The sequence below is a fragment of the Kitasatospora sp. NPDC127121 genome (genome assembly GCF_042677305.1).
Classification (GTDB): Bacteria; Actinomycetota; Actinomycetes; order Streptomycetales; family Streptomycetaceae; genus Kitasatospora.
Window position 1 is genome coordinate 18,632 of sequence record NZ_JBHXTQ010000011.1, and the last position, 26,869, is coordinate 45,500.

Consider the following 26,869-nt stretch of genomic DNA (forward strand, 5'->3'; position numbering starts at 1 on the left):
ATCGACTCCGCATGATCGAATAAGGTGAGGCTCACCTTACAATGCCTCAGGAAGTGCATCACCCAGGGCCGGGCCGGGCGGTACGGCACCCACGACACCCGGACGGGTCGACGCCGCGGCGAACGGCCCGACATCGGACCAGGCAGCCCGAGATTGACGAACTTAGGCAAACCTAACCTAAGATGTCGACTCGTGTTGAGAACCGACCCGCCGGCCACCACAGCCCCGGCGACGCCTCGATCCTCGGCGGTCCAGCGGCCCCTGCTGCTGGTCGCCGGTGTGGGCGCGCTCGTGCTGTGTGCCGCGCTGAGCCTCGCGCTCGGCTCCCGATCCATCCCGCTGTCCACCGTGGCCGACGCCCTCACCGGGGCCGCCCACGGCGGCGACGCCGATGTGGTGACGGGCCTTCGCCTGCCGCGAACGGTGATCGGGCTGGCCGTCGGGGCCGCGCTCGGCGTCGCCGGGGCGGTCGCCCAGGGCGTCACCCGCAACCCGCTCGCCTCCCCGGTCACCCTCGGCGTCAACGCCGGCGCGAGCCTCGCCGTGGTCGCCGCGATCTACGCGCTGGGCCTCACCCGGCCCGTCGAGTACGTCTGGTTCGCCTTCGCCGGGGCGGCCGTCGCCGCGGTCGCCGCGTACGCGATGTCCCGGCGCGGCGGCGACCTCGACCCGGTCCGGCTCGCCCTCGGCGGCACCGTGCTCACCGTGGTGCTCACCTCCTGGACCTCCGCGCTGATGCTGGCCAGTCACCGCACCCTGGACGAGGCCCGGTTCTGGTTGGCCGGCTCGATCGGCGGGCGGCAGTTGGACACCCTCACCCCCGTGCTGCCGTTCCTGGTGCTCGGTCTGCTGGGCGCGTTCGCGATCTCGCCCGCCCTCAACGCGCTCGCCCTCGGCGACGAGACCGCCCAGTCGCTCGGCGTGCCGGTGGCCCGGATCCGACTGGCCGGCGGGCTGGCCGTCGTCCTGCTCGCGGGCAGCGCGGTGGCCGTCGCCGGGCCGGTGGCGTTCATCGGACTGGCCGCGCCGCACCTGGTCCGCCCGTTGCTCGGCAACGACCACCGCTGGCTGCTGCCGGGCTGCCTGATCGCCGGTCCGCTGCTGCTGCTCGCCGCCGACGTGCTCGGACGGCTCGTGGTGCGCCCCTCCGAGATCGAGGTCGGCATCGTGACCGCCTTCCTCGGCGCGCCGCTGCTCGCCGTACTGGCCCGGAAGGTGGCCCGGTGACCGCGCTCGCCGTGCCCGTCGGCACACTCGCCCGCCGCCGGGTCCGCACCGCCGCGTGGTCGGCGCTGGCCGCCGTCGTCCTGGTGGTGCTGACCGGCGTCGCGCTCGGCACCGGACAGGTGAGCCTGTCCGGATGGGACGCGCTGCGCGCCCTGGTCGGGCAGGGCGAACCCGGAAACGTCCTGGTGGTGCAGCAGTTCCGGGCGCCCCGGGTGGTGTCGGCGCTGATCGCCGGTGCCGGGCTGGCGATGGCCGGCTCGATGCTCCAGCGGCTCTTCCGCAACCCGCTGGCCTCCCCCGACACCATCGGTGTCACCGGCGGCGCGTCCTTCGGCGCGGTGCTGATGCTCGCCACCGGCGCCTCCCAGCAGCTGATCCCGCTGGCCGCGCTCGGCGGCGGACTGCTGGCGGCGCTGCTGCTCGGCGGCCTCGCCTGGCGGTCGAAGATGGCCGTCACCCGGCTGGTGCTGGTCGGCCTGGCGGTGCAGCAGGGCCTCGCCGCCGCCGTGAACCTGATGATCGTACGGTTCCCGGCCGAGCTGGCCTCCTCCGCGATGCAGTGGACCACCGGCTCGCTCTACGGCCGCAACTGGACCGAGGTCTGGATCGGCGGCACCGCCATCGCGCTGACCGCCCTGGCCGTGCTGCTCTGCCAGCGGCGGATCTCGGTCCTCGACCTCGGCGACGACTCGGCCGGCGGCCTCGGCCTCAACCCCGGCCGGGACCGGCTCTGGCTGCTGCTGCTCGGCATCACCCTCGCCTCGCTGGCCGCCGCCCTCACCGGCCCGGTCGCGTTCGTCGCGCTCGCCGTGCCGCATCTGGTCCGGCTGCTCGCCGGGCCGCCCACCCTCGGCACGCTCGGACTCACCGCGCTCACCGGCGCCGTCCTGCTGCTGTCCGCCGACCTCCTCGTGCTCCACGTGATCCCCGTCCACGGCCTGCCGGTCGGTGCCGTCACCGCCACGCTCGGCGCGCCCTGGCTCCTGGCGCTGATGATCCGCCAGGGCCGGCCTCCCCAGAGGAGCAACTGATGACGCCCACGACGACCGTCGAGTCCGTCACCACCACCGCCAACCGGCTCGCCGCGCACGGCCTCGACCTGCGCTACGGCGACCGCACGATCGTCGGCGGGCTCGACCTCGAACTGCCCGGCGGCGCCGTCACCGCCATCGTCGGGCCCAACGCCTGCGGCAAGTCCACCCTGCTGCGCGGACTGGTCCGGCTGCTCGACCCCGCCGCCGGCACCGTCACCCTGGACGGCTCCGACATCCACCGGATGTCCGCCCGGGCCCTCGCCAAGCGGATGGGCCTGCTGCCGCAGCAGCCGGTCACCCCCGAGGCGATCACCGTCGAGGCGCTGGTACGGCTCGGCCGGTACCCGCACCAGCGGATGCTCAGCCCGTGGTCCAAGACCGACCAGGCCGCCGTCGAGGACGCCCTCGCCCGGACCGGCACCGCCGAACTGCGCGACCAGCAGGTCGACCGGCTCTCCGGCGGGCAGCGCCAACGCGCCTGGATCGCGCTCGCGCTGGCCCAGGACACCGAACTGCTGCTGCTCGACGAGCCGACCACCTTCCTCGACCTGCGCCACCAGCTCGACGTCCTCGACCTGGTCGCCGACCTGCACGCCGAGGCCGGACGCACCGTCGTCATGGTGCTCCACGACCTCGGGCAGGCCGCCCGGTACGCCGACCACCTGGTGGTGCTCAAGGACGGGCGGCTCGCCGCCGCCGGACCGCCCGCCGAGGTCCTCACCGCCGACCTGGTCGAGGCCGTGTTCCAGGTGCCGTGCCGGGTGGTGCCCGACCCGGAGACCGGCACGCCGTTGGTCGTCCCCCGGGCGCGGACCCGGCCGCGCGCCGCCGACCGCTGACCGCTGACCGCCCCCCCCCCGGCTCCTCACCCCCGACGCTCCTCACCCCCGACACCCGCTCGACCCGATCCAAGGAACCCCATGAACCGCCGCCTCCCCGTCGCCGTCCTCGCCGTCGCCCTGTCCACCACGCTGCTCGCCGCCTGCGGCAGCGACGGCGGGACCAAGCAGAGCGGGGACGCCGCCTCCGCGAGCGCCGGCGCCTCCGCCAGCTTCCCGCGCACCGTCACCCACGCCGCCGGAACGGCCCAGATCAAGGCCCAGCCCAAGCGCGTCGTGGTGCTGGACAGCGGCGAGCTGGACGACGTCACGCTGCTCGGCATCACGCCGGTCGGCGCGGTGTCGCCGCACATGAAGACCGAGGGCGGGTTCCCGAACTACCTCAAGGACAAGATCAAGGACACCAAGGACGTCGGCCCGATGAACGAGCCGAACCTGGAGCTGATCGCCTCCCTCAAGCCCGACCTGATCCTCTCCTCCAAGGTCCGCCACGCCAAGGTCTACGACCAGCTGAACGCGATCGCGCCGACCGTGCTCGCCGAGACCACCGGGTTCCCGTGGAAGGAGAACCTCGCCCTCTACGCGCAGGCGCTCGGCAAGGAGGACGAGGCCAAGAAGGCGCTCGCCGACTACCAGGCGCGGGCCGCCAAGCTCGGCGAGGCGATCAAGGCGAAGAACGGCGGCGCCATGCCGACCGCCTCGGTGGTCCGCTTCGTGGCCGGACCGACCCGCCTCTACGCCAAGGCCTCCTACAGCGGCGTGGTGCTCAAGGACGTCGGCCTGGCCCGCCCGGCCGCCCAGGACGTCGACAAGAACATCGTCGAGGTGAGCGCCGAGCAGATCAACCAGGCCGACGCCGACCTGGTGTTCGTCACCACCGCCGACGACCCGTCCAAGACCAAGGAGAGCGAGGTCCAGCAGACCCCGGTCTGGCAGGGCCTGAACGCCGTCAAGAACAGCAAGGTCTTCAACGTCCCGGACGAGACCTGGATGTCCGGCATCGGCGTCCAGGCCGCCGACGCCATGCTCGGCGACATCGCCAAGGCCGCGGGCGTGGACGCACCCAAGTAACCGCCGACGGACGACGGCGGGCGGACGAGGTAGCGGTGGCGGTGGCGGTGGCGGTGGCGGCCACAGCAGCAGCCGCCACCGAACAGCCGACAACGAACAGATGACAGATGACAACAAACAGATAACAGATTTCGAAATCTGTCATCTGTCGCCTGTCATCTGTTCGCCGCCCTCCCGACGTGCCCTGTGATCCGCCCGCCGTCGCTCTCGTCCGTCACCACCCTCAAGGACCACCACCCCATGCGGCTCTACCTGCTCGCCCTGAACCCCACCGACTCGGTCACCGCCGGCTTCCTGCCCGCCGCCGCCCGGCTCGGGCTCGACGTCACCGTCCTGACCGACCACGCCGAACCCCACCGGAAGGCCTACGCCGACCTCCCGTTCACCGCACCCGAGGTGCTGGAGTGCGACGTCCGAGACTTCCGCGCCGTGATCAGCCTGGTCTCCCGCCATCACGCGCCCGACGCGGTGTTCAGCAACAGCGACCACCTGCAGACCCAGACCGCCCTGGCCGCCGAGTACTTCGGCCTCCCCGCAAAGGACTGGAAGGCCGCGCTGCGGGCCAAGGACAAGGGCCAGCTGCGCCGCCACCTCGCCCTGACCGGCCAGGACGCCGTCTGGTCCGCCGAGTTGGCCCCCGGGCAGGACCCGGCCGAGCTGGAGCCGCCGTTCCCCTGCGTGGTCAAACCCCGTGAGGGAGTGGCCAGCGAGGACGTCACACTGGTCGCCGACGCCGCCGAACTCGCCCTCCGCTGCCGGGAGATCCAGCACCGCCGGGCCGGCGCGACGCTGGTCGTCGAGGAGTTCCTGGACGGCCGGCTGTGCACCCTGGAGACCCTCGGCGACGGCCGCCGCCGGCACGTCCTCGGCGGCTTCCGTACGCAGCTCTCCCCACCGCCGGACTTCATCGAGGAGGTGCTGGAGTTCGTCCCCGCGCACCCCGCCGAGGTGGTCGCGCAGGTGCTCGCCCAACTCGACGCGCTCGGCATCGGACTCGGCGCCTGCCACACCGAGTTCGTCGTGCAGCCGGACGGCCGCGCCCGGATCATCGAGGTCAACTACCGCGCCATCGGCGACCAGTGCGACCTGATGCTCGCCGAAATCCTCGGCGTCCCGCTCTTCGAACACATCCTCGCCACCCACCTCGGCCGGGAACTCCCCGCGGACCTCGGCGCGCAGTGCGCCGCGACCCCGCGCCGGGCCCGCAACGAGGTGGTCTGCGCCGACCGGGCCGGCCTCCTCACCGCCGCCCCCGGCCCGTACGACGAGGAACGCGACGGCGTCCGGCTCGCCTACCGCCCGCTGCGCCCGCTCGGCGAGCGGCACGAGCACTACCGCACCAACCGCGACTACCTGGGCGTGATGTGGGCCATCGGTGCCGATCAGGAGGCCGTGGACGCGGCCGTCGCCCGGTTCCGCGCCGCCAACCGCTGGGAGATCACCCCGTGACCGCCGACGAGCAGCTCACCCTGCGGGTGCTCTCCGCCCTACTGCGCGAGGACGTCCTCGGCCTGCGCTCCCGCGGCGCCGTGGAGGACCGCGCGGACGGCCCCTGGTTCACCGTCGCGGACGCCGAACTCGCCCTGCCCGTCGCCGCCGAGGGCTTCCAGTGCGAGTACGCCGCCCGGCTGCCCCTGCTGGAGCTGGCCGGGCGCCGACTCACCGGTCTGGACGCCATCGTGGCGGCCCTGGCCGGTCTGGCCGAGCCCGAGGACCGGCCCGGCTGGGCCGCCTTCGCCGAGGAGTGCCGCCAGACCCTCGCCACCATGGAACTGCACGAGCGCGCACGGCCCGAGGTGCACGCCCGGCTCACCGACCTGTACGGCGAGGACCCGGCCGACTGGACCGGCCTGGCCGCCGCCCTCGGCCACGACACCCTGGCCGCCTACCTCGACCACCCCGTCTACCCGACCGCGCGCGGCCGGGCCGGCCTCACCGAACCCCAACTGAACTCCTATGCACCGGAGTTCCATCCCGCATTCGAGCTGCGCTGGCTGGCCGTCCCGACCGATGCCCTCACCACCCACGGCCGGCGTCCGCTCCCGAGCTGGTGGCCCACTCCGGCCTGGTTGGGCCTTGCGGACGCCTGCCCCGGCGACGGCTGGACCACCCTGCCGGTCCACCCCCTCACCGTCGGCGCCCCGCTGGACGAGGCGCTGGAGGCGGTCGGCCTGGCCGGCCGCGCGGCGCTCGCCGAACGACCGTACCTGACCGTCGTGCCGACGCTCTCCATGCGCACCGTCGCCGTCGCCGACGACCCCGCCTGCCACCTCAAACTCCCGCTCGCCACCGCCTCGCTGGGCCGGCTCAACCGCCGCACCATCAAGCCCGGCACGCTGCTCGACGGCGCCGCCGGCCAGCGCCTGATCGAGGCCGTGCTGGCCCGCGAGCCGCGCTTCGCCGGCCGCGTCCTGCACGCCGACGAGCAGACCTGGGCGCACGCCGGCCACGAGCTGCTGGCCGTCCTGCTGCGCCGCTACCCCGCCGGGCTGGAGCGGGCCGCCACCGTCCCGCTGGCCGCTCTGCTGGCCCCCGCGCCCGGCGGTCGCCTGGTGCTCGACCACCTCGCCGACCGCTTCCACGACGGCGACCAACTCGCCTTCTACGACTCCTTGCTGGAACTCCTGCTGGACTGGCAGACCACGCTGTTCGACTACGGCATAGCGCTGGAGTCGCACCAGCAGAACACCTCCCTGGTACTCGACGACGACGGACTGCGCCTGCTCTACAAGGACGACGACGGCCCGCGCGTGCACACCGCCCGGATGACCGCCCGCCTCGGCGAACTCGCCCCGACCCGGGCCGACTTCGACGACGCCCGGATCTTCGGCGACGACGACCGGGCGCTCACCGACCTGTTCACCACCATCACCGGCCACCTGTGCACCGGCGCGCTCGCGTTCGGCCTCGCCGAGCACCGTCGCGCCGAACTCACTGACGTGCTCACACTGTTGCGAAAGCGCCTGGCCGAGGCGGTGGACCGGATCGGGCCGGCCGGCGAGCCGCTGCGGACGGACCTGCTGGAGGCCGAACGCCTGCCGGTCAAGGCCATGGTCAGCGCCGGGACCTTGCTCAGCAAGCAGCGCTCAGGCGCCGCCGACATCAACAAGCACTACACCAGCGGCCCCAACTACCTGCTGGCGAACGGGATCGCCCGGTGAGTGTGGAGACCGTTCCACAGCGCTCCGGCCACGGGACGGACCACTCCGGTGGACTCGGCCGCCGCCAGGTGCACGCCGTCGCCGCCTGCTACTTCGTCGCCTCCTTCGCCGCACTGGGCCTGCCGCCGTACCTGACCGCGATCCTGCCCACGCTCGGCGATCCGCAGGCCCGGTGGGCCGGTGTGCTCTACATCGTCCCGACGGTCTTCAGCGCGCTCGGCGCACCGCTGTGGGGCCGGCTCGCCGACCGCTACGGCCGCAAGCGGCTGCTGCTACGCGCCCAACTCGGGCTCACCGTCTCCTTCCTGCTGGCCGGAGCCGCCGGCAGTCTGCCCGCGTTCACCCTCGCACTGGTCCTCCAGGGCTTCCTCGGCGGCACCTTCGCCGCCACCAACGGCTACCTCGCCGCCGCCCTCGACGGGCCGCGGCTGTCCCGCGCACTCACCCTGATGCAGGGCAGCGCCCGGGCAGCCCTGGTGGCCGCGCCGATCCTGGTCGGTGCGTTGTCCCCGTGGATCGACCCGCACCGCCAGTACCTGGTGATGGCCGTCCTCCCGCTCACCGCGGCACTGCTGCTGTCCCTGCTGCCCGAGCCGGACCGTCCGGCGGCCGCCCCCGTGTCGGAGGGACGCGTCGAGCGGGCACCCGCCGCCCCACTCCTCCCGCTCTACGTCTTCGAGTTCGTCTTCGTCTTCGCCACCGTCATCTCCTTCCCCTATCTCATCTCGCTCGCCGAGCAACGACTGCCCGGCGTCTCCGGCACCACCACCGGCGTGCTGTTCGCCCTACCGCACCTGTGCTACCTGGTGTTCGCCGCGCGCATCCACACGCTGTTCCACGCCCGCCCGCACACCGGCATCGCGCTCGGCTTCGGCTTCGTCGCGCTCGGCCTGGCCGGGCACGCCGTCGCGTACTCGCTCCCGGTCTTCGTCGCCGTCCGGCTGCTGCTCGGCGCCGGGCTCACGCTCGGCCTGGTCTGCCTCGCCGTACTCGCCGCCGGAGCGGCCCAAGGGCGCGCGCCCGGGCGGATGTTCGGCACGCTCGAACTCGTCTCCAAGGGCGGCGCCGTCGCCGCCGGCGCCGTCGCAGCGCTGGCCAACGGGCAGTTCGGCGCCGCCGCGCCCGTGGTGGCCGGCACCGCCGCCGCCCTGCTGGCCGCCGTCGCGGCCACCGCATTCTCCCTCCCGTCCCTCCGCCAGCGCTGGAGTCGCCGATGACCCCCGAGCCGATCACCCCCGAGCCGATCACCCACAAGTCGATCACTCACGAGCCGATCAGCCACGAACTGCCCACCGCCGACGACGCGGTGGCCCACACCCTGCTGAACTGCCTGCTGCGCGAAGTCTCCGCCCCCGAGCACCAGACCGCCGTGGCCGACGGCCGCCTGCTGCTGCGCCTGCCCCGGCGCGGCGCCCTGCTGCGGATCGCCCTGCGCCGCACCTCGCTGCTCGGCGCGCACTGCTTCACCGGCCCGGTCGAGATCGAACGAGGCGTCAGCTGGGCGGAGTTGGACTGGCGCGAGCTGGCGGAACACGTACAGGACGAACTGGAGCTGCGCACCGGCACGGTGAACGAGGAGTTCCTGGGCCAGGTCACCTCCAGCCACGACGGCCTCCGGCAGAGCCTGGCCGGCCGCCCGGCCTCCGGACCGGACCGCTACCTGGAGTCCGAGCAGGCCCTGCTGTTCGGCCACCGCTTCCACCCGGCGCCCAAGTCCCGCTCCGCCGCCCGGGGGGACTGGCGCGGGTACGCCCCGGAGTCCCGTGCGGCGTTCCCGCTGCGCCACCTCGCCGTCCGCACCGAACTGATCGCCGAGCAGTCCCTGGACGAGAGCGCGAGCGCCCTGCTGGACGGCCTCGGCGACGTCCCGGACGGCTACCGTCTGCTGCCCGCCCACCCCTGGCAGTACCAACTCATCGGCGATCACCCGCTGTTGCGCGATTCCCTGGACCGCGGTGACGTCCTCGACCTCGGGCCGCGCGGCGAGGAGTTCGCCGCCACCGCCTCGGTGCGCACCCTCCACGGCGCGGACGCCTTCCTCAAGTTCAGCCTCAACGTGCGCATCACCAACTGCCTGCGCAAGAACGCCGCTTACGAGCTCACCGGCGCCGTCGCGCTCACCCGGCTGCTCGCCCCCGCCCTCGCCGACCTCGCCCGGCGCTTCCCCGACGCGGCGATGCTGCGCGAGCCCGCGTTCCGCACCCTCGCCCTGCCCGGTGCCGACGGCCGACCCGACCAGGCGCTCTACGAGGGCTTCGGCCTGATCGTCCGCGAGGGCTTCGGCGGCGTACTGCGACCCGGCGTCACCCCGCTGCTGGCCGCCGCCGTCGCCGACGAGCACCCGACCAGCTCCGCCCACATCTCCCGTCTGCTGGAGGGGAGTTCGGACGCCTACCAGGCCCTGGACTGGTGGCGGGCCTATCTGGGGCTGCTCATCCCGCCCGTGCTCGCCGCCTACTTCGACCACGGCGTGGTGCTGGAACCGCACCTGCAGAACGTGCTCATCGGCGTCGACGCCACCGGGCACCCCACCCAGGTGCTCTTCCGCGATCTGGAGGGCACCAAGCTCGTCCCCGAGCACAACGCCGACATCCTGGCCGCCCTCCCGCCCGAGGTCGCCGGGCCGATGACGTACGACGCCGAGCGCGGCTGGGACCGGGTGGTCTACTGCCTGCTGGTCAACCACGTCGCCGAACTGCTCGCTGCCCTCGCCGACCGCCACCCCGAGCTGGAGGGCGCCCTGTGGCAGGTGGTCCGGGACACCCTGGAGCAGTACGCGGCAGGCCACGGCCGGCCGCCCCGGCTGCGGGCACTGCTCGCGGGCGTGCCGCTGCCGGCCAAGGCCAACCTGCTCACCCGCTGGGAGCGCAAGGCCGACCGGCAGGCCGGCTACGTCCGCCTGCCCTCGCCGCTCGCCGGATCCGTCCTCGCCCAGGCCTCCCGCACCTCCGCCCCCCTCTCCCTCGGGAGCGCCGCCCGATGACCGAGATCGTCCGCCGGCACGTCGCCGCCCTCGCACCCGACGCCCTGCCCGCCTACGTCTACGACCTGGCGGCGCTGCGCGCGCACGCCGCCGCCGTCCGGGCCGCGCTGCCCGCGCGGGTCGAGCTGTACTACGCCGCCAAGGCCAACCCCGAGGCGCCGCTGCTGGCCGCGCTGCGCGACGCGGTCGACGGCTACGAGGTCTCCAGCGGAGGCGAGTTGGCGCACGTGCGGGCGGCCGTGCCGGACGCGCCGCTGGCCTTCGGCGGCCCCGGCAAGACGCCCGCCGAGATCGCCGCCGCCGTGGACGCCGGGGTGCACCGCTGGCACATCGAGAGCGAGCAGGAACTGCACCGGCTCGACGCCGTCCTCGCGGACCGGCCGGGCACGGTGGTCGACGTGCTGCTACGGGTCAACCTGCCGGTCGCCACCGGTGCGCTCGACGCGGTGGCACTCGCGATGGGCGGGCGGCCGACGCCGTTCGGGCTCGACCCGGACCGCGCCGAGGAGTGCGTGCGCCAGCTCACCGGCGAAGGCCCCGGCACCGGCCCCGGCACCGGCCCGCTCGGACGGCAACTGCGCCTGCGCGGCGTGCACGCCCATCTGGCCAGCGGGCTCGCGGCGGCGGAGCAACTGGCCGTCGCCGAGCAGATCGTGGCCTGGTCGGCCGCGCTGGCCGAGCGGCACGGCTTCCCGCTGGCGGAGGTCAACGTCGGCGGCGGGATGGCCGTGGACTACGAGGACCCGGCGAACCACTTCGACTGGACGGCCTTCGGCGAGGGGCTGGCCAAGCTGCTGGACGCCCACCCCGGCCTGACCCTGCGGATCGAACCCGGCCGGGCCCTGACCGCCCACTGCGGCTGGTACGCGACCGAGGTGCTGGATGTGAAGCAGAGCCACGGCGAGGACTTCGCGGTGGTCCGTGGCGGCACCCACCACCTGCGCACCCCCGCCACCCGGGGGCACTCCCAACCCTTCGAGGTGCTCCCGGTCGACGCCTGGCCGCATCCGTGGCCGCGCCCCGCCGTCGCCACCGGCCGCGCCACCCTGGCCGGCCAGCTCTGCACCCCGAAGGACGTCCTCGCCCGGGCCGCCTCCGACGCCGACGGCCTGCGGGCGGCCGACCGCGTGCTGTTCGCGATGGCGGGCGCGTACGCCTGGAACATCTCGCACCACGAGTTCCTGATGCACCCGCGCCCGGGGTTCCACTACCTGGGCGGCTGAGGGCACCCCGGATGACGGTCGACAGGTAACAGATAACAGCTGACAGATAACAGATTTCGAAATCTGTTATCTGTCAGCTGTTATCTGTTCGCCGCCCCCTGTTCGCGCCCCGCCGCCCGCCCGTCCACGCGCCGGACCCCACCCGTGGGCCCCGCCCGCCCCAGGGGTCGCCGCAGGTCACCTCCGCACACTCGTGCGACAGTGGTAGGCAGCGAAGGGAGCGCGAACGTGCTGATGGACAAGGTGGCGGAGATACTCGCCGAGGCGTCGGCCGAGGTGGTGGAGCCGCGCTTCCGTGCGCTGGCCGCCGGCGAGGTGATGGAGAAGGCGCCCGGCGAGATCGTGACGGTCGCCGACCGCGAGGCCGAGGCGATCATCGCCCGCCGCCTGCGCGAGCTGCTGCCCATCCCCGTGGTCGGCGAGGAGGCCGTCTCCGCCGACCCCGAACTCGCCCAGGCCCTCCACGACGAGCCCGCCGCCTGGCTGGTCGACCCGGTCGACGGCACCTCCAACTTCGTTGCCGGCCGCCCCGAGTACGCCGTGATGTGCTCGCTCGTCCGCGGCGGAGAGACCGTCGCCTCCTGGATCTGGCAGCCCGCCACCGCCACCGCCTACCGTGCAGAACTGGGCTCCGGGGCCTGGCGCGACGGCGTACGCCTGACCCGGCCGCCGGCACCGCGCGACGCCGCGAAGCTGCGCGGATCCGTGAAGAGCCGCTACCTCGACCCGGAACACCGCCGGCGCCTACAGGCCAACGAGTCGGCCTTCGGCGAGGTCTCCCCCGGCCGGCACGCGGCCGGAATCGAGTACCCGGACGTCGTCGAGGGCCGCTTCGACTTCCTCCTCTACTGGCGCACCCTCCCCTGGGACCACGCCCCCGGCTCCCTGCTCGTCACCGAGGCTGGCGGCGTGTCCGCCCGGCTGGACGGCACCCCCTACCGCCCCGAGGCCCCCGGCTGCGAGAACGGCCTGCTGGTCGCCGCCGACCCGGAGACCTGGGAGCTCACCCGCACCCTCCTCCTGAGCGACTGACGGACCGCCACCGCCACCGCAGCAACCGTGGTCATCTGGTCGCGGTCACGAATCGGCGCCCTGGTCCTCGGTCCCGAACGGGGCCTGCCCAGGCGCCGGGCGGCCGACGACAACCGACTCCCCGGCGATGACCGATCCCCCGCAGCACGCGCCTAGCCGGCCCGGTCCCCCTCGGCCTTCCGCCCGGCGCCCACCACCTCGCGCAGCAGTGCACGGACCTCCCCCGCCGTGGTGTGCGGGTTGAGCAGGGTGAGCTTGAGCCGCACCCGGCCGGGCCCCTCGCCCGGGAGTTCGGTCCGCCCGACCACCGCCCGCCCGGTGCGCAGCAGCAACCGGCGCAGGCTGCCGTTGAGTTCGTCGACGGCGGCCTCGTCGGTCAGGCCCGGCGGCCGGTAGCGGAACAGCAGGACGGTCAGCGCGGGTTCGGCGTGGAGTTCGAGCGACGGTTCGGCGCGGACGGCCTCGGCAGCGGACCGGGCGAGTTCGTGGCAGGCGTCGACGAGTCGGCCGAGCCCGTCGCGGCCGAGGGTGCGCAAGGTGACGGCGAGCTTGAAGGCGTCGGCCCGCCGGGTGGTGCGCAGCGAGCGGCCGAGCAGGCTGGGGTAACCGGCCTGCTCGTCGTCGACGGGGTTGAGGTACTCGGCGCGGCGGGCGAGCGAGACGTAGGTCTCGGTGCGGCGGACCAGGAAGACGCCGGCGGCGGCGGGCTGCCAGCCGAGTTTGTGCCAGTCGAGGGAGACGGAGTCGGCGCGGTCGATGCCGTCGAGGAGCGGGGCGAGCCGGTCGGAGAGCAGCGCGCCGCCGCCGTACGCGGCGTCGACGTGCAGCCAGGCGCCGTAGCGGCCGGCCAGGTCGGCGGCGACGTGCAGCGGGTCGATGCCGCCGGTGTCGGTGGTGCCGGCGGTGGCGACGATGGCGATCGGGGTGCGTCCGGCCCAGCTGGCCTCGGCCAGGGTCCGCTCCAACTCCTTTGGTTCCATCCGGAGTTGCCGGTCGACGGGGACGGTGGTGACGGCGCGCTCGCCGAGCCCGAGCAGGGCGGCGGCGCGCTGGACGGAGAAGTGCGCGGCCTCGGAGGCGACGATGCACGGCCGGACGCCGGCCGGGATGCCGTCCAACTCGACGATGCCGTCCAGCTTCTGGTCCCGTGCCAGCATCAGGCCCATGAGGTTGGACTCGGTGCCGCCGGAGGTGAGGACGCCGGCGGCGCGGGCCGGGTCGTAGCCGACCAGGGTGGCGAGTTCGGCGAGGAGGGCGGTCTCCAGGGCGGTGGCGGCGGGGGCCTGGTCCCAGGAGTCCTGGGAGGGGTTGAGGGCACTGACCGCGAGGTCGGCGGCGGCGGCCACGGCGAGTGGCGGGCAGTGCAGGTGGGCGGCGCAGGCCGGGTCGGCGGGGTCGGCGGCGCCGTAGGCGAGGAGTTCGGTGAGGCGGGCGAGCGCGCCGGGCCCATGGGCGCCGGCCAGGCCGTCGGCGACCAGCGCGCCGAGCTCGGCCGGACTGCCTGCGGGCAGCGGCCCGCCGCGCAGGGCGATGCCGTGGTCGAGCGCGTCGAGGACGGTGGCCAGCAGCGGCCCGAGCGCGCCGGGCCCGCCGACGCCGCCCGCGAGGGCGTCCAACGGGGCGGGCCCGCCGGGCAGTCCGGCGGCGGCGCCGGAACCCGAGCCGGAACCACCGCCAACTCCAGAACCGGAACCGCCACCGGCCCCGGATCGGGCGCCCGAACCTCCTCCCGAGCCTTCCCCTGAACCGCCACCGCCCCCTCGCCCCGCGCTCATTCGGCGCCCCGGGCCGCGGGAGCCGCAGGGCTCGCCGCTGCGGCGGAATCGACGGCCGCCGCAGCCGCGATCGCGTCGGCGAGCCGGTCGAGCACCGCAGCGACCTGCTCGTCGGTGATGGTGAGCGGCGGCAGCAGTCGCAGCACCGCGTCGTGGCGCCCGCCGAGTTCGACGATCAGCCCGCGCGCCAGGCAGGCCTCCCGGACCCGGCGGGCGAGCGCCGGGTCGGCCGGCCGGGCCCCGCAGGCGTCCGGTTCGGCGGCGGGGTCGACGAGTTCGACGCCGAGCATCAGGCCGCGCCCGCGCACGTCGCCGATCACCGGCAGTTCGGCGGCGAGCCCGCGCAGCCGGGCGGTCATCCGCTCGCCGACGACGGCGGCGCGCTCGGCCAGTCCGTGGGCGGCGACGTAGCGCAGGGTGGCGGCGCCGGCGGCCATGGCGAGGGTGTTGCCGCGGAAGGTTCCGGTGTGGGCGCCGGGGCGCCAGCCGTCGTAGTCCTCCCGGTAGACGACGACGGCGAGCGGCAGGCTACCGCCGATGGCCTTGGAGAGCACCATGGCGTCCGGAACGATGCCGCTGTGCTCGACGGCCCACATCGCCCCGGTGCGCCCGACGCCGGTCTGCACCTCGTCGACGATCAGCGGGATGCCGCGTTCGGCGGTGATCCGGCGCATCTCGCGCAGCCAGCCGTCGGGCGCGGGGACGACGCCGCCCTCGCCCTGGACGGCTTCCAGGATCATCGCGGCGGGCGGGACGACCCCGCCCGAGGGGTCGTCGAGCAGCCGTTCGACGTAGGTCGCGGCGAGGTCGGCGCCGGCCTCGCCGCCGACGCCGAACGGGCAGCGGTAGCCGTACGGGTAGGGCAGCCGGACGACCTCGCCGCCGCTCGGCAGCGGTTCCTTGACGGCGACGTTGCCGGTGAGCGCGAGGGCTCCGGCGGTCATGCCGTGGTAGGCACCGGTGAAGGCGAGCGCGCCGGACCGGCCGGTGGCGGTCTGCATCAGTTTGAGCGCGGCCTCGACGGCGTCGGTGCCGGCGGGCCCGCAGAAGTGGATCCGGGCGCCGGCGGCGAAGTCGGCGGGCAGGCTCTCGAAGAGGGCGCTGGTGAAGTCGTCCTTCTCGGCGGTGGCGAGGTCGAGCAGGTGCAGCGGGGCGCCGCTGTCGAGGGTGCGGCGGATCGCCTCCAGTACCACCGGGTGGTTGTGCCCGAGGGCGAGCGTCCCGGCGCCGGAGAGGCAGTCCAGGTAGCGCCGCCCGTCGGCGCCCTCGACGGTCATGCCGTGGGCCCGCACCGGGACGATCGGGAAGGACCGGGCGTACGTACGGGCGGCGGACTCGCGTACGCGCTGGCGGCGCAGGATGGCCTCGCCGGAGGCCGGGGCACCGGCGGCTCCAGCGACACCAGCGGCTTCGACACCTCCGACAGCTCCGGCGGCTCCGAGAGCTCCGGCGGCTCCGACATCTCCGGAGGAGGAGGCCGGGGCCTGGGCGGGAACGGCGGCGAGCGACAAGGCAAACCCCCAGAAGAAGTTAGGTAAGCCTAACTTTACCGCCCCTGACCTGGCGGGATACCCCAGGGGCCCCCAGAACCACCCAAGTGAGTGAACCGCCCCCGGTCCTTCCAACGAGCGACCGGCGAAAAGGTCACGGCCCTCACCCCCGCCGACCCGGAGCCGCCCCACCGCCCTTCCACCGGTAGCAGAGCTCCGGCCGCCCCACGCTCCCGTACTGCGGCTCCCGCACCGCCCGCCCGGTGTCGACGAGGTGTTCGAGGTAGCGGCGCGCGGTGATCCGCGAGACCCCGGCGGCGGCGCCCGCGGCGGCGGCGGACAGGCCCGTCGCCGTCTCGCGCAGCACGGAGGCGACGGCGTCCAGGGTGGGCGCACTCAGGCCCTTGGGGAGGCTGCTGCGCTCGGGCGTGCGGAGCAGGGCGAACGCCTGGTCGACCTCGTCCTGCCCGGTCGCCTCGCCGGTGCGCCCGAGGCTGTCGCGGTAGCGGGCGTAGCGCTCCAGGCGATCGTGCAGGGCGGCGGCGCTGAACGGTTTCAGCAGGTACTGGACCACGCCCGCCGACACGGCCTGCCGCACCATCGCCAGGTCGCGGGCCGAGGTCACCGCGATGACATCGGTGGTGTGGCCGGCGGCGCGCAGCGAGCGGCAGAACTGGAGGCCGTGGCCGTCCGGCAGGTAGAGGTCGAGCAGGGTCAGGTCGACGGGCCTCCCGGCAGCGCGGGCGCGGTCCAGGAAGCGCAGCGCGTCGGCGCAGCTGTGCACCGTCCCGGCGGCGTGGAAGCCGGGTTCGCGCTCGACGTAGAGGGTGTGCGCGGCGGCGGCCACGGGGTCGTCCTCGACGACCAGCACGGAGATCCACGGAGCGGCGGTCGCCTCGGTCATCGCGACGCCCCTTCCCGCTGGCCCGGTTGCCCCGGTTGCCCTGCCTGGCCGAATTGCTCCGGCCGCCCAAGTTGCTCCGGCCGCCCCGGTTGCCCCGGTTGCCGCTCACCGGGTCGTGCCGGCAGCCCGGCGAGCGGCAGCCGGACGGTGAGCACCGCACCCCGGTCACGCCCGACCGCGACGCTGCCGCCGTTGCGCCGGGCGGCCTGGGCTACCAGCGCCAGCCCGAGACCATGCCCGCGCCCGTCCTGCTTGGTGCTCCAGCCGCGCCGGAACACGTCCTCGACGGCGGCCGGGTCGATCCCCGCCCCGGTGTCGGCGACGCGCAGCAGCAGGCAACCGCCCCCACCCGGAGCCACGTCACCGCCCGCCGAACCGCCGTCGCCCGAACCACCATCGTCCGCACCGTCGTCGTCCGCACCGCCACCACCCGCGTCGATTCGCACGGTGACGGTGACCTCTGGCGCCACCATGCTCTGCGCGGCTCCGGCGATGGCGGCGTCCACGGCGTTGTCGATCAGGTTGCCGAGGACGGTGATCAGGTCCCGCGAGGAGAGCCCGGGCGGCAGCAGCCCGTCGTCGATCCGACTGTCGTCGGTGAGGGTCAACTCCACTCCCCGCTCGGCCGCTTGGGCCGCCTTGCCGAGCAGCAACGCGGCCAGCACCGGTTCGCCGACCGCCGCGACCACCCGGTCGGTGAGCTGCTGGGCGAGCGCGAGCTCGGCGGTGGCGAACTCCACCGCCTGTTCGTGGCGGCCGAGTTCGATCAGGGAGACGACGGCGTGCAGCCGGTTGGCCGCCTCGTGCGCCTGCGCCCCCAGGGCCTCGGTGAAGCCCCGTACGGAGTCCAACTCTCCGCTGAGCGACTGGAGTTCGGTGTGGTCGCGCAGGGTGACGACCAGGCCGAGGCCGGTGCCGATGGTGGAGGTGTTGAGCACCACCACCCGCTCGGCGGTCAGGTGCACCTCGTCCCGGACCGGCTCGTCGCCGAGCACGGCCGCGACCAGTGCCCGCGGCAGCCCCAGCTCCACGATCAGACGACCCTCCAAGTTTCCTTCCAGTCCGAGCAGTTCGCGGGCTGCATCGTTGCAGAGCACCACCCGGTGCGCGCGGTCCAGCAGGACCAGCCCCTCGCGCACCGAGCGCAGGGTCGCCTGGTGGTATTCGTAGAGGTGGCTGAGTTCGGCCGGCCCCATGCCGTGGGTGTGCCGCCGCAGCCGGGAGTTGGCGAGGTAGGTGCCCACGCCGCCGACCCCGAGCGCGGCCACCGCCACCCCGACCAGGGCGAGCAGCGGGCCGCTCAACTGCGCGGAGATGGACTCCACCGTGAGGCCCGCGCTGACCAGCGCGATCACCTGGTGCCGGTCGTCCAGCACCGGCGTGACCACCCGCACGGACGGTCCGAGCGTGCCGGTGTAGGTCTCGCTGCGGGTCTCCCCCGCGAGTGCCCAGTCGATGTGCCCGAGAAAGCGCTTGCCGATCTGCTCGGGCAGCGGGTGGGTCCAGCGCACGCCCTCGGTGTCCATGACGGTGATGAAGGAGACGCCGGTGTCCACCCGCACCTGCTCGACGTACGGCTGGAGCACCGCGGTCGGGTCCGGCGCGGTGACGGCGGCCCGCACGGACGGCGAGTCGGCGACGGCGTGGGCGACGGCGGTGACCTGGCGGCGGGCCGCGTCCTCGGCCCGGTCGGCGGTGAAGAGGTACGCGAGCACCGCGCCGCCCGCCACCACGGCGGCGACGATGACCACCTGAACGACGAAGAGCTGCCCGGCCAAGCTGCGGACCAGCCCGCGGGGTGCCGGGAGCCGTCGGCGCGGGGGCGTGGGGGCGGTGCGCACGGACATGCCTGCCAGTGTGCACCACGCCCCCGGGGTCCCCCAGGGGCCCGCGATCGGTCGGCGGCCTGTCGACTGCCCGTCGACGAACGTCCCGCAGCCCAGTCGCACCCCCACGGCCCGGCTGCGCCCGGTCGCGCCCGGCCGTGAACTCTATGAACGCAAACGTGACCTCCGTCACGCCCAGGCCCGATAGTCAGAGCGGCCCACCACCCGGGGCCGCCAGGACCGCACGGCGAAGGAGCCGCAGATGTCGATCGTTGGAGCAGCACCGGCGGGGGGATCCAGACGCAGGGACCGGACCCACTACCTCTACCTCTCCGTCATCGCCGCCGTGGTCGCGGGCATCGTGGTCGGGCTGGCCGCCCCCGGCTTCGCCGTGGAGTTGAAGCCGGTCGGCACCGGCTTCGTCAACCTGATCAAGATGATGATCAGCCCGGTGATCTTCTGCACCATCGTGCTGGGCATCGGCTCGGTGACCAAGGCCGCCAAGGTCGGCAAGGTCGGCGGCCTCGCCCTCGGCTACTTCCTCGTCATGTCGACCGTCGCGCTGGCCATCGGTCTGGCCGTCGGCAACCTGCTGGAGCCCGGCGGCGGCCTGCACCTGACCGCCGCGCTCGCGAAGTCCGGCCACGCCCAAGCCGTCGCCGGCGGCGCCCAGTCGACGACCGACTTCCTGCTCGGGATGATCCCCACCACCACGTTCTCGGCCCTCACCGAGGGCAAGGTGCTGCAGACCCTGCTGGTCGCACTGCTCGCCGGCTTCGCCCTCCAGGCGATGGGCCCGGCCGGTGCCCCGGTGCTGCGCGGGATCGAACACGTGCAGCGGCTGGTCTTCCGGGTCATGTCGATGATCATGTGGGTCGCGCCGATCGGCGCCTTCGGGGCGATGGCCGCCGTCGTCGGAGCGACCGGCACGGCCGCGCTGAAGAGCCTCGCGGTCATCATGATCGGCTTCTACGCGACCTGCGTGCTGTTCGTCGTCGTCGTCCTGGGCGCGCTGCTGCGACTGGTCGCCGGGGTCAACGTGTTCGCGCTGCTGCGCTACCTGGGCCGCGAGTTCCTGCTGATCCTCTCCACCTCCTCCTCCGAGAGCGCGCTGCCCCGCCTGATCGCCAAGATGGAGCACCTCGGCGTGAGCCGCCCGGTCGTCGGCATCACCGTGCCGACCGGCTACAGCTTCAACCTCGACGGCACCGCGATCTACCTCACCATGTCGTCGATCTTCATCTCCGAGGCGATGGACAAGCCGATGTCGATCGGCGAGCAGCTCTCGCTGCTGGTGTTCATGGTGATCGCGAGCAAGGGCGCGGCCGGGGTCACCGGCGCCGGGCTGGCCACCCTGGCCGGCGGACTGCAGTCGCACAAGCCCGCCCTGGTGGACGGGGTCGGCCTGATCGTCGGCATCGACCGCTTCATGTCCGAGGCCCGCGCGCTCACCAACTTCGCGGGCAACGCCGTCGCCACCGTCCTGATCGGGCACTGGACCGGCGAACTCGACGCGGACCGCGCCCAGCGGGTGCTGGCCGGCGAGGAGCCGTTCGACGAGCGGACCCTGATCGACACGCACGGCGGGCCGATCGCGGCCCCCGAGGCCGTCCCGGCGGCTCCGGAAGCCGACCCCGTCCGGAGCGGCACGGCCGCGGCCGCCTGAGCGGCCCCCTCATACGCCCCCGGTCCGGCGCCACCACCTCCCCCGGAAACGGCGCCGGACCGGGGGTTCCGCCTTCGCCACAGGCCCTCACCGGTTCTCGCGGGTCCTCGCAGGTCCTCGCAGGTCCTCACCTCGCAGGTCCTGACGGAGTCTCGCAGGCCCTCTCAGGCCCTCTCAGGTCCTCACAGGTCCTCGGAGCCGCTCACCGCCCAGGCCAGGCCACAGGCCGGGTCCTCCAGCGCGACGTGCAGATGGCGCAGCCCGGCGGCCGGCTCGTGCCAGATGAAGCAGCGCATCCGGGCCACCAGCGCGTCGACCTCCGCCCGGTCCGGCCCGTCCGTACCCTCCGCGCCGGCCATCGCGACCAGCGCCCGCCAGAGCGCCAGCCGTCCGTGCGCCGAGCCCCGCCCGCGGTCCACGACTGCGGCCTGCACGAGCGCCGGGTAGACCAGCGCGAACGGCAGGTACCCGCCGGTGACCCGGGAACGGCGGGCCAGTTGGGCGGCCGCCTGCGGCGCCGGGCCCCGGACGCAGACCACCTCCGCCCAGTCCGCCAGCGCGGCCAGCGCCCGGGTCGCCCGCTGCCCGCCCAGCCGTGCACCCGGCGCGGGCAGCACCACCTCGCCCAGACCCTCCCGGCTGGCCGGCAGGGTCAGCAGCGCACTGCGCGCGCCCCCGCAGGGCAGGTACTGGCGCACCCGAGCCCCCTCGTCCCATCCGGCCGTCTCCCAGGGCGCCAGCAGCAGCGGCATGCCCTCCGGGTCGGGTTCGGCCCCGTACGAGAGGTCCTCGCCGAGCAGCACCCTGGTCTGCGCGACCAGTCGGCGCACCGGGGCCGGGACGAGCAGCGGAGCCAGCCGCAGCCAGGAATGCCGAGTCGCCAGCACCTCCCAGAGCGGACCGGCGTCATGGTCGGCGACCCCCGCGACCGTGCCCGGGCCGCCGTCCCGGTCGAACAGCCGGACGGACAGCTCCGGCGGCGCCGAGTAGGCGATCAGGTGGCCGAGCGGCGCGGTCAGCGCCGCCGCGGGCTCCTCCCCGGCGCGCTCCACGGCTGCCGCCCGGCCCTGCCGGTAGGCGGTCAGCAGTTCGGGCCAGCGGCCGTCGTCAGCCAGGGCGCGGAGGCGGTGGTCCTCGTACGTGATCACGATTTTCAGCGTACGGGCCGGGATGGCGCATCAGCTGACTTAGCGTCAGCTCGGTGCGTCGGGAGCCGCTTCGGGCGCCGCTCCAGGGCCTGCGCCGGGCCCCTCATCGGACCCCGCACCGGGCGCCTCTGCGGGGGCGGGCCCCGGCCGATCGCCCCGCTCGCCCTCCCGCTCATGTTCCCGCTCCCGCGCGAGGACGGCGCGCAGCTTCCCGTGGGCGCGGCGACGGGTGACGGCCAGCGTGCTGCGATGCAGGCCCAGCAGCTCGGCGGCCTCGTCGACGGTGTAGCCGTCGAGATCCACCAGCACCACCACCCGGGCCTGCTTCGAGGTCAGGCAGCCCAGCAGCCGGAGCACCTCCCAGCGCGCCTGCAGCTCGACCATCCCGCCCGACGGCGACTCGACCGGCGGCCGGTCCCGCTCCCGCTCGGCCGTCTCGGACGGATCGGGCAGCACGACCCTCCGCCGCTCCCGGCGCCACTGGTCGCGCAGGATGTTCGCCATCGTGGTGAACACGTAGGCGTAGGGCTGCGGATGACTCAGGAACCGCTCCGGCCTGCGGGCGATCCGCAGATACGCGTCATGCACCACGTCCCCGGCGGCGAGCCCGCCGGTGAGCGAAGCGGCCGCCCGGTGGAGCCTCGGCAGCATTTCCGTGAACACCCGGTTGAAATCGGCCGATTGACGATCGGCGGGCCTCGGACCGAAGTCCTTCCCGCCCCCGCTCCCGCGTCCGCCGCCACACCGACCGTCGCATTCCGCCATGCCGCTCTCCCCGGAAATCGGCACTCCGAAAGCCCAGTTGGGCAGGTCACGACCCATCGAAAAGGCCTGTGACACAGGTCACATCATAGGTCGTCGTCTCACTGTCCGCAGTCATTCGTGCGCAATACGTCATCAGCCGGACAGGAAGCCGGAATTCACCCACCCCGTGGATCCGGACGGCCGGGGACGCACTGCCCGATCTGTACCGTTGAGCGAGGAGAAACCGCCATGCGAGGTCGCATCGCCAGGAAGATCGCCACGTTCGGGATGGCCGCCGCAGCCGCCCTCGGCGTGCTCGGCACCACCGCCCTGCCCGCCGCCGCCGCGCCCACCGCCGCCGCCGCCGCCGACCAGACCATCACCGCCGGCGCCATCGGGGCCTCGCCCGAGGTGGCCGCCGCCTCCTACCACTGCGTCATCACCGCAGACTACGGGTGGCGCTGGGTGGGCTACTGCAACGTCTACTCGGGCGAGCTGCGCACCATCACCTACTGCGCCAACGGCACGAGCACCACCGGCCTGTGGATCGGCGCCCGATCCCAGGCCTGGGACGTCTGGGGCAACTGCCCGGGCTCCAGCTGGACCAAGATCGTGTTCCAGAGCCGGGGCTGAGGCACCGGCAGAACCGATGAGGGGCGCCGTCCCGCCGGGGCGGCGCCCCCGCTGCATGTCCGTACCCCGGCGGGCGCCGGCCGGTCGCATGCCCCGAGGGCCGCGAACAGATGACAACAAACAGATGACAGATAACAGATTTCATCTTCTGTTATCTGTCCGCTGAAATCTGAACGCTGCAGGCTGTCAGCCGCTACCCGGCGAGCCCCGCGGCTCCCCGCGCCGTCACCCGGATCCGCATCGGGCTCGCCGCGCGGAGCGTGATGCCCTGGGCGAGCGCCACCCGCTCGTCCACCGCCTCCATCTCGAAGTCCCGCAGCAGCACGCCCAGGCTCAGCACCGATTCCAGCATCGCGAAGTGCTGCCCGATGCACGCCCGCGGACCGCCGCCGAACGGGTACCAGGCGTAGCGGTGCCGCTCCTTCTCCTGTTCGGGCAGGAAGCGGTCGGGGTCGAAGCGTTCCGGGTCCGGCCAGTGCGCCGGGTGCCGGTGGGTGACCAGCGGCGAGACGACGACCTGGGCACCCGCCGGGATCACGTACCCGTCGATGACCGTCTCGGCGACCGCCCGCCGCCCGACCAGGGCCGCCGCCGGATAGAGCCGCATCGACTCCTTCAGCACCCGGGTGATGTACGGCAGCGACTCCAGGTCCGCCGCAGTCGGCTCCCGGCCGGCCAGCACGGTCTCCGCCTCCTGTTGGGCGAGCTTGCGCTGCTCGGGGTGCGTGGCCAGCAGGTGCAGCGCGAAGGCCAGCGAGGTGGCCGTGGTCTCGTGCCCGGCGAGCAGGAACACCAGTACCTGGTCCCGGAGTTCGGCCGGGTCGAGTTGCTCCCCGTCCTCGCCGCGGGCCCGTCCGAGCAGTGTGAGCAGGTCGTCCGCGTCCTCGTCCAGGTCGCCGCGCGCGGCCCGCTCGGCGATGATCCGGTCGCAGACCGCGTACAGGGCGCGCTGGGCCTCGGCGCCGCGCCGGTTCGAGGGGGTCGGCCAGGTGCGCGGGATGCGAATCGCCGCGAAGCCCCGGTCCCAGACGTACTCACCGAGCACCGGGAAGCTGCGGTCCACCACCGCCACCGCCTCCTCGACGTCCGCGCCGAACAGGATCCGGGCGACGGCGCGCAGCGCGAACCGGGACATCTCCTCCGCCGCGTCCACGACCCCGCCCCCGCCCCCGACCGGGATCGCGTTCCACCGCTCGGTGAGCGCCCGCGCCTCCTGGGCGACGGCGCCCGCGTAGCCGTCCACCCGGCGGCGGGTGAACAGCGGCTGGACCAGCCGGCGCTGGCGCTGGTAGTCGCCGTCCTGGCTGGTCAGCAGTCCGTTGCCGACGCTGCTTCGCAGCTCGTCGTAGAAGGCGTTCTCCTTGCGGAAGTTGGCGGCCTCGCTGCCCAACACCTGCTGGACACCCTCCGGGGAGAACACCCCGTAGAACTCGACCCGCAGCCCGGGCGGCCCGACCCGGAACCGGACCACGTCCCCGTGGTCGCGGTGGGCGGCGAGGTAGGTGCGCAGCGGGCGGCGGGTGAGATCGAACAGCGACCCGACCAGGGGGTTTCCGGCCGGCCCGGGGATGAGGGCGGTGGCGGTGGTCATCGGCACTCCATTCTCCACAGGCGACCCATCAACGTAACTGACGAATCATCAGTAACGGAAGGCGCGAAGGCGCGCGCGAAGAAGCGAAAGCGCGCGGGAGCGCACGGGAGGGCGCGACGGGGCGGGGCGGGGATCACTCGTACTCGGTGCCGCCCTTGCGCGTCAGGTAGGCGTCACCGACCACCTTGGCGATCGCCCGCCCGCCGACCACCAGGCTCCAGCGCTCCGTCACCGGCCGGACCACCACGCCTTCGCGCAGGTGGAGTTCACGCCCCGAGACGGTCTCCTCGCCCTGGGCGAAGGCCAGCACCGTCTCCGGGTCGAACGGCCCGCGCCACAGTTCGGGCACCAACGGCAGTTCGCCGTCGAGCAGTTCGGCGGCGGAGTACCACCTCAGCTGCCCGTCCACCAAGGCCGACACGTCGAACACGGCGTAGCCGGGCAGTTCGGCACGGCCGGAGGCGCCGTACGTCAGGTCCTGCACACCGGCCCCGAAGACCTCGCCGAAGACACCGACCCGCTCGGCGCCGAGCCGCTCGGCCAGTCGGGCCGCCACGGCGGGGAGGTCGTACGCGCGCACGGCCCGCCAGTACAGGTTGCGCTCGTCCTCGACGAGTGAGAGCCCCTGCGCCCCGATGCCCTTGGACGACACCTGGACCTCGCCGGTGGCGGCGGTGTACGTCATCAGGCAGCAACTGCCGTGCAGCTTCTCGGTCAGCACCACGGGCTCGCCGGGCTCGAAGACGTCGGGGTAGCGCTTGAGGTTCTCGATGTCCACCCAGGGCAGCAGGTCGGGCGCGCTCAGCACGTCGCCGTTCATGGAGGTCGGTACCGGGGGCTGCCACTTGACGACTCCGAGCAGCTCGGCGAAGTCCTCGCCGCGCCCGGCGGCGTCCGCCAGGTCGGTACCGGCGAGCGCGGTCGGCAGGCAGACGATGCCCTGGGACAGCTCACCGCGCAGCCGGACGGCCCTCACCCGGTCGGACCTGCTGCCGGCCAGCTTGCCCGTCAGGCCCAGCTCCTCGATCAACTCCGCCGGGAGGACCGACTGTTCGGGGATGTAGACGGCGTAGTCGCCGGTCCGGTACCTGCCCTTGGCGACCACCGCCCGGTAGAGGCCGACCTGCGCGAGCTCCAGCGCGTCGGCGTTCGGATGCTCCAGGACGACCAGCTTCTCGACGGTGACGCGCAACGTGGACATGGACGGACCCCTCCTCCCCTCCTGGACCGTTCGACCCGGGCGGTGTGTACGGACTGCTGTACGGGCTGCTGTGCGGACTGTTGTACGAATCGCCCCCACTCTGTCCGCCCGACCGCCCCCTGCGCGACGCAATTTCCCCGGCACCATGCTCACGTCGACCCTCACTCGGCCCCTCGCGCGGCCCCTCACACCGGCCGTCACGCCGACCCCCGCAGCACTCCCGCCCCGGCGCCGTCCCTACACGTTTGAGCCTTCACACAGCCGGGCGGAGACCCCCGCCACACCCCGCCTGTGCGAAGCGACAGAGGACTTATCACTCGCATTTGCGGCACTATGATCACCGTAATGGCCGCACCTGCGGCCTCACCCCGCGCCCCTTCCGGCGCGAGCCCTGGAGGGGAAGCCCCGATGAGCACCCGTACGACCACCCGCAGACTCGCCGTCGCCGCCGCGGCGGCCCTCGTCCTCAGCCTCGGGGCCACCGCCTGCGGCAGCGACGGCGGTGGCAAGTCCGGCGGCTCCTCGCCCGCTTCGACGCCGGGTTCCTCGGCCTCGTCGGCGGCCGGTGGCGGCACCGTCCCGAAGGCCACCGGCGACATCACCGTCTTCGCCGCCGCCTCGCTCAAGGAGACGTTCACCGACCTCGGCAAGAAGTTCGAGGACGCGAACCCGGGCGCCAAGGTCAAGTTCAACTTCGGCGGCAGCTCCAGCCTCGCCACCAGCATCAACTCCGGCGCCCCGGCGGACGTGTTCGCCGCCGCCAGTCCGGCCACCATGAAGACCGTGACCGACGCGGGCGGCGCGAGCGGCGACCCGAAGACCTTCGTCAAGAACACGCTCACCATCGCCGTGCCCAAGGGCAACCCCAAGCACGTCGCGGGCCTGAACGACCTCACCGCCTCCGGCGTGAAGGTCGCGCTGTGCGCAAAGGAGGTGCCGTGCGGCGCCGCCGCCCTCACCGCGCTCAAGGCCGCCAACGTCAACCTCACCCCGGTCACCCTGGAGCAGGACGTCAAGGGCGCGCTGACCAAGGTCGAGCTCGGCGAGGTCGACGCCTCGCTCGTGTACAAGACCGACGTGAAGGCGGATGCCGGGAAGATCGACAGCGTGGACTTCCCCGAGGCCGACAAGGCCGTGAACGACTACCCGATCGCCGCCCTGGCCAAGGCCCCGAACAAGGACGGCGCCGCCGCCTTCGTCGCGTACATCCAGTCGCCCGAGGCCAAGCAGGTGCTCACCGCGGCGGGCTTCCAGGCGCCGTGAGCGACCGCACCACCAAGCGCACCAGCAACACCGGGCGCACCACCGAACGCACCGCCGA

21 protein-coding genes are annotated in these 26,869 nt (G+C 73.7%); 13 read left to right on the forward strand and 8 right to left on the reverse strand.

Features of this window, described 5'->3' with window-relative positions; translation table 11 throughout:
- Positions 1–261: 261 nt before the first annotated feature.
- The 10 genes from ACFVHI_RS08725 to ACFVHI_RS08770 all read left to right on the forward strand — a co-directional run bounded on the left by ACFVHI_RS08725 (position 262) and on the right by ACFVHI_RS08770 (position 12,570).
- A complete protein-coding gene (locus ACFVHI_RS08725; protein WP_380337232.1) occupies positions 262–1,227 on the forward strand; it encodes a FecCD family ABC transporter permease in 966 nt (321 codons plus the stop codon).
- On the forward strand, positions 1,224–2,258 hold the full coding sequence (locus ACFVHI_RS08730; protein WP_380337029.1) for a FecCD family ABC transporter permease: 1,035 nt from the start codon (positions 1,224–1,226) through the stop codon (positions 2,256–2,258). The genes ACFVHI_RS08725 and ACFVHI_RS08730 overlap by 4 nt, the downstream gene beginning before the upstream one ends.
- Positions 2,258–3,100 carry an ABC transporter ATP-binding protein gene (locus ACFVHI_RS08735; RefSeq protein WP_380337032.1) on the forward strand — a complete coding sequence of 281 codons (843 nt, stop codon included), beginning with the start codon at positions 2,258–2,260 and terminating at the stop codon, positions 3,098–3,100. Before ACFVHI_RS08730 ends, ACFVHI_RS08735 begins: the two co-directional genes overlap by 1 nt.
- Before the next feature lie 81 nt (positions 3,101–3,181).
- Positions 3,182–4,171, forward strand: coding sequence for an ABC transporter substrate-binding protein (locus ACFVHI_RS08740; protein WP_380337035.1), 990 nt, complete (start codon positions 3,182–3,184; stop codon positions 4,169–4,171).
- Between the two features lie 240 nt (positions 4,172–4,411).
- Positions 4,412–5,620: an acetyl-CoA carboxylase biotin carboxylase subunit family protein gene (locus ACFVHI_RS08745; protein WP_380337234.1), complete on the forward strand. Its 1,209-nt coding sequence runs from the start codon at positions 4,412–4,414 to the stop codon at positions 5,618–5,620.
- Complete coding sequence (locus ACFVHI_RS08750) at positions 5,617–7,332, forward strand: IucA/IucC family protein (protein WP_380337038.1); 1,716 nt, start codon at positions 5,617–5,619, stop codon at positions 7,330–7,332. Before ACFVHI_RS08745 ends, ACFVHI_RS08750 begins: the two co-directional genes overlap by 4 nt.
- Positions 7,329–8,549: an MFS transporter gene (locus ACFVHI_RS08755; RefSeq protein ID WP_380337041.1), complete on the forward strand. Its 1,221-nt coding sequence runs from the start codon at positions 7,329–7,331 to the stop codon at positions 8,547–8,549. The genes ACFVHI_RS08750 and ACFVHI_RS08755 overlap by 4 nt, the downstream gene beginning before the upstream one ends.
- Complete coding sequence (locus ACFVHI_RS08760; RefSeq protein WP_380337044.1) at positions 8,546–10,315, forward strand: IucA/IucC family protein; 1,770 nt, start codon at positions 8,546–8,548, stop codon at positions 10,313–10,315. The genes ACFVHI_RS08755 and ACFVHI_RS08760 overlap by 4 nt, the downstream gene beginning before the upstream one ends.
- Complete coding sequence (locus ACFVHI_RS08765; protein ID WP_380337047.1) at positions 10,312–11,538, forward strand: type III PLP-dependent enzyme; 1,227 nt, start codon at positions 10,312–10,314, stop codon at positions 11,536–11,538. Before ACFVHI_RS08760 ends, ACFVHI_RS08765 begins: the two co-directional genes overlap by 4 nt.
- A 234-nt stretch (positions 11,539–11,772) precedes the next feature.
- Positions 11,773–12,570, forward strand: coding sequence for an inositol monophosphatase family protein (locus tag ACFVHI_RS08770; RefSeq protein WP_363367340.1), 798 nt, complete (start codon positions 11,773–11,775; stop codon positions 12,568–12,570).
- 152 nt (positions 12,571–12,722) lie between these two features.
- Here the strand turns inward: ACFVHI_RS08770 and ACFVHI_RS08775 are convergent, their stop codons facing one another.
- The 4 genes from ACFVHI_RS08775 to ACFVHI_RS08790 all read right to left on the reverse strand — a co-directional run bounded on the left by ACFVHI_RS08775 (position 12,723) and on the right by ACFVHI_RS08790 (position 18,586).
- Positions 12,723–14,186, reverse strand: a complete 1,464-nt coding sequence (locus ACFVHI_RS08775) for a pyridoxal phosphate-dependent decarboxylase family protein (RefSeq protein WP_380337050.1) — start codon at positions 14,184–14,186, stop codon at positions 12,723–12,725.
- Positions 14,187–14,341: 155 nt separating this feature from the next.
- On the reverse strand, positions 14,342–15,856 hold the full coding sequence (locus tag ACFVHI_RS08780) for a diaminobutyrate--2-oxoglutarate transaminase (protein ID WP_380337053.1): 1,515 nt from the start codon (positions 15,854–15,856) through the stop codon (positions 14,342–14,344).
- Between the two features lie 142 nt (positions 15,857–15,998).
- Complete coding sequence (locus tag ACFVHI_RS08785; RefSeq protein WP_380337056.1) at positions 15,999–16,739, reverse strand: response regulator; 741 nt, start codon at positions 16,737–16,739, stop codon at positions 15,999–16,001.
- Complete coding sequence (locus ACFVHI_RS08790; RefSeq protein ID WP_380337059.1) at positions 16,736–18,586, reverse strand: ATP-binding protein; 1,851 nt, start codon at positions 18,584–18,586, stop codon at positions 16,736–16,738. Before ACFVHI_RS08790 ends, ACFVHI_RS08785 begins: the two co-directional genes overlap by 4 nt.
- Positions 18,587–18,827: 241 nt before the next feature.
- On the opposite strand from ACFVHI_RS08790, the gene ACFVHI_RS08795 reads away from it, so the two are divergent.
- Complete coding sequence (locus ACFVHI_RS08795) at positions 18,828–20,231, forward strand: cation:dicarboxylate symporter family transporter (RefSeq protein ID WP_380337062.1); 1,404 nt, start codon at positions 18,828–18,830, stop codon at positions 20,229–20,231.
- 182 nt (positions 20,232–20,413) lie between these two features.
- Here the strand turns inward: ACFVHI_RS08795 and ACFVHI_RS08800 are convergent, their stop codons facing one another.
- A complete protein-coding gene (locus tag ACFVHI_RS08800; protein ID WP_380337065.1) occupies positions 20,414–21,379 on the reverse strand; it encodes a hypothetical protein in 966 nt (321 codons plus the stop codon).
- A gap of 45 nt (positions 21,380–21,424) precedes the next feature.
- Positions 21,425–22,219, reverse strand: a complete 795-nt coding sequence (locus tag ACFVHI_RS08805; protein WP_380337067.1) for an RNA polymerase sigma factor — start codon at positions 22,217–22,219, stop codon at positions 21,425–21,427.
- A 153-nt stretch (positions 22,220–22,372) separates the two neighbouring features.
- On the opposite strand from ACFVHI_RS08805, the gene ACFVHI_RS08810 reads away from it, so the two are divergent.
- On the forward strand, positions 22,373–22,756 hold the full coding sequence (locus ACFVHI_RS08810) for a hypothetical protein (RefSeq protein ID WP_380337070.1): 384 nt from the start codon (positions 22,373–22,375) through the stop codon (positions 22,754–22,756).
- A gap of 193 nt (positions 22,757–22,949) precedes the next feature.
- Here ACFVHI_RS08810 and ACFVHI_RS08815 read toward each other — a convergent pair whose 3' ends face one another.
- Both ACFVHI_RS08815 and ACFVHI_RS08820 read right to left on the reverse strand, forming a co-directional pair.
- Positions 22,950–24,347 carry a cytochrome P450 gene (locus ACFVHI_RS08815; RefSeq protein ID WP_380337073.1) on the reverse strand — a complete coding sequence of 466 codons (1,398 nt, stop codon included), beginning with the start codon at positions 24,345–24,347 and terminating at the stop codon, positions 22,950–22,952.
- A gap of 133 nt (positions 24,348–24,480) precedes the next feature.
- Positions 24,481–25,548: an RNA ligase (ATP) gene (locus tag ACFVHI_RS08820; protein ID WP_380337075.1), complete on the reverse strand. Its 1,068-nt coding sequence runs from the start codon at positions 25,546–25,548 to the stop codon at positions 24,481–24,483.
- A 408-nt stretch (positions 25,549–25,956) separates the two neighbouring features.
- Here ACFVHI_RS08820 and modA point away from each other — a divergent pair, with 408 nt between their 5' ends.
- Positions 25,957–26,811: a molybdate ABC transporter substrate-binding protein gene (gene modA, locus ACFVHI_RS08825; RefSeq protein ID WP_380337078.1), complete on the forward strand. Its 855-nt coding sequence runs from the start codon at positions 25,957–25,959 to the stop codon at positions 26,809–26,811.
- Positions 26,812–26,869: the final 58 nt, after the last annotated feature.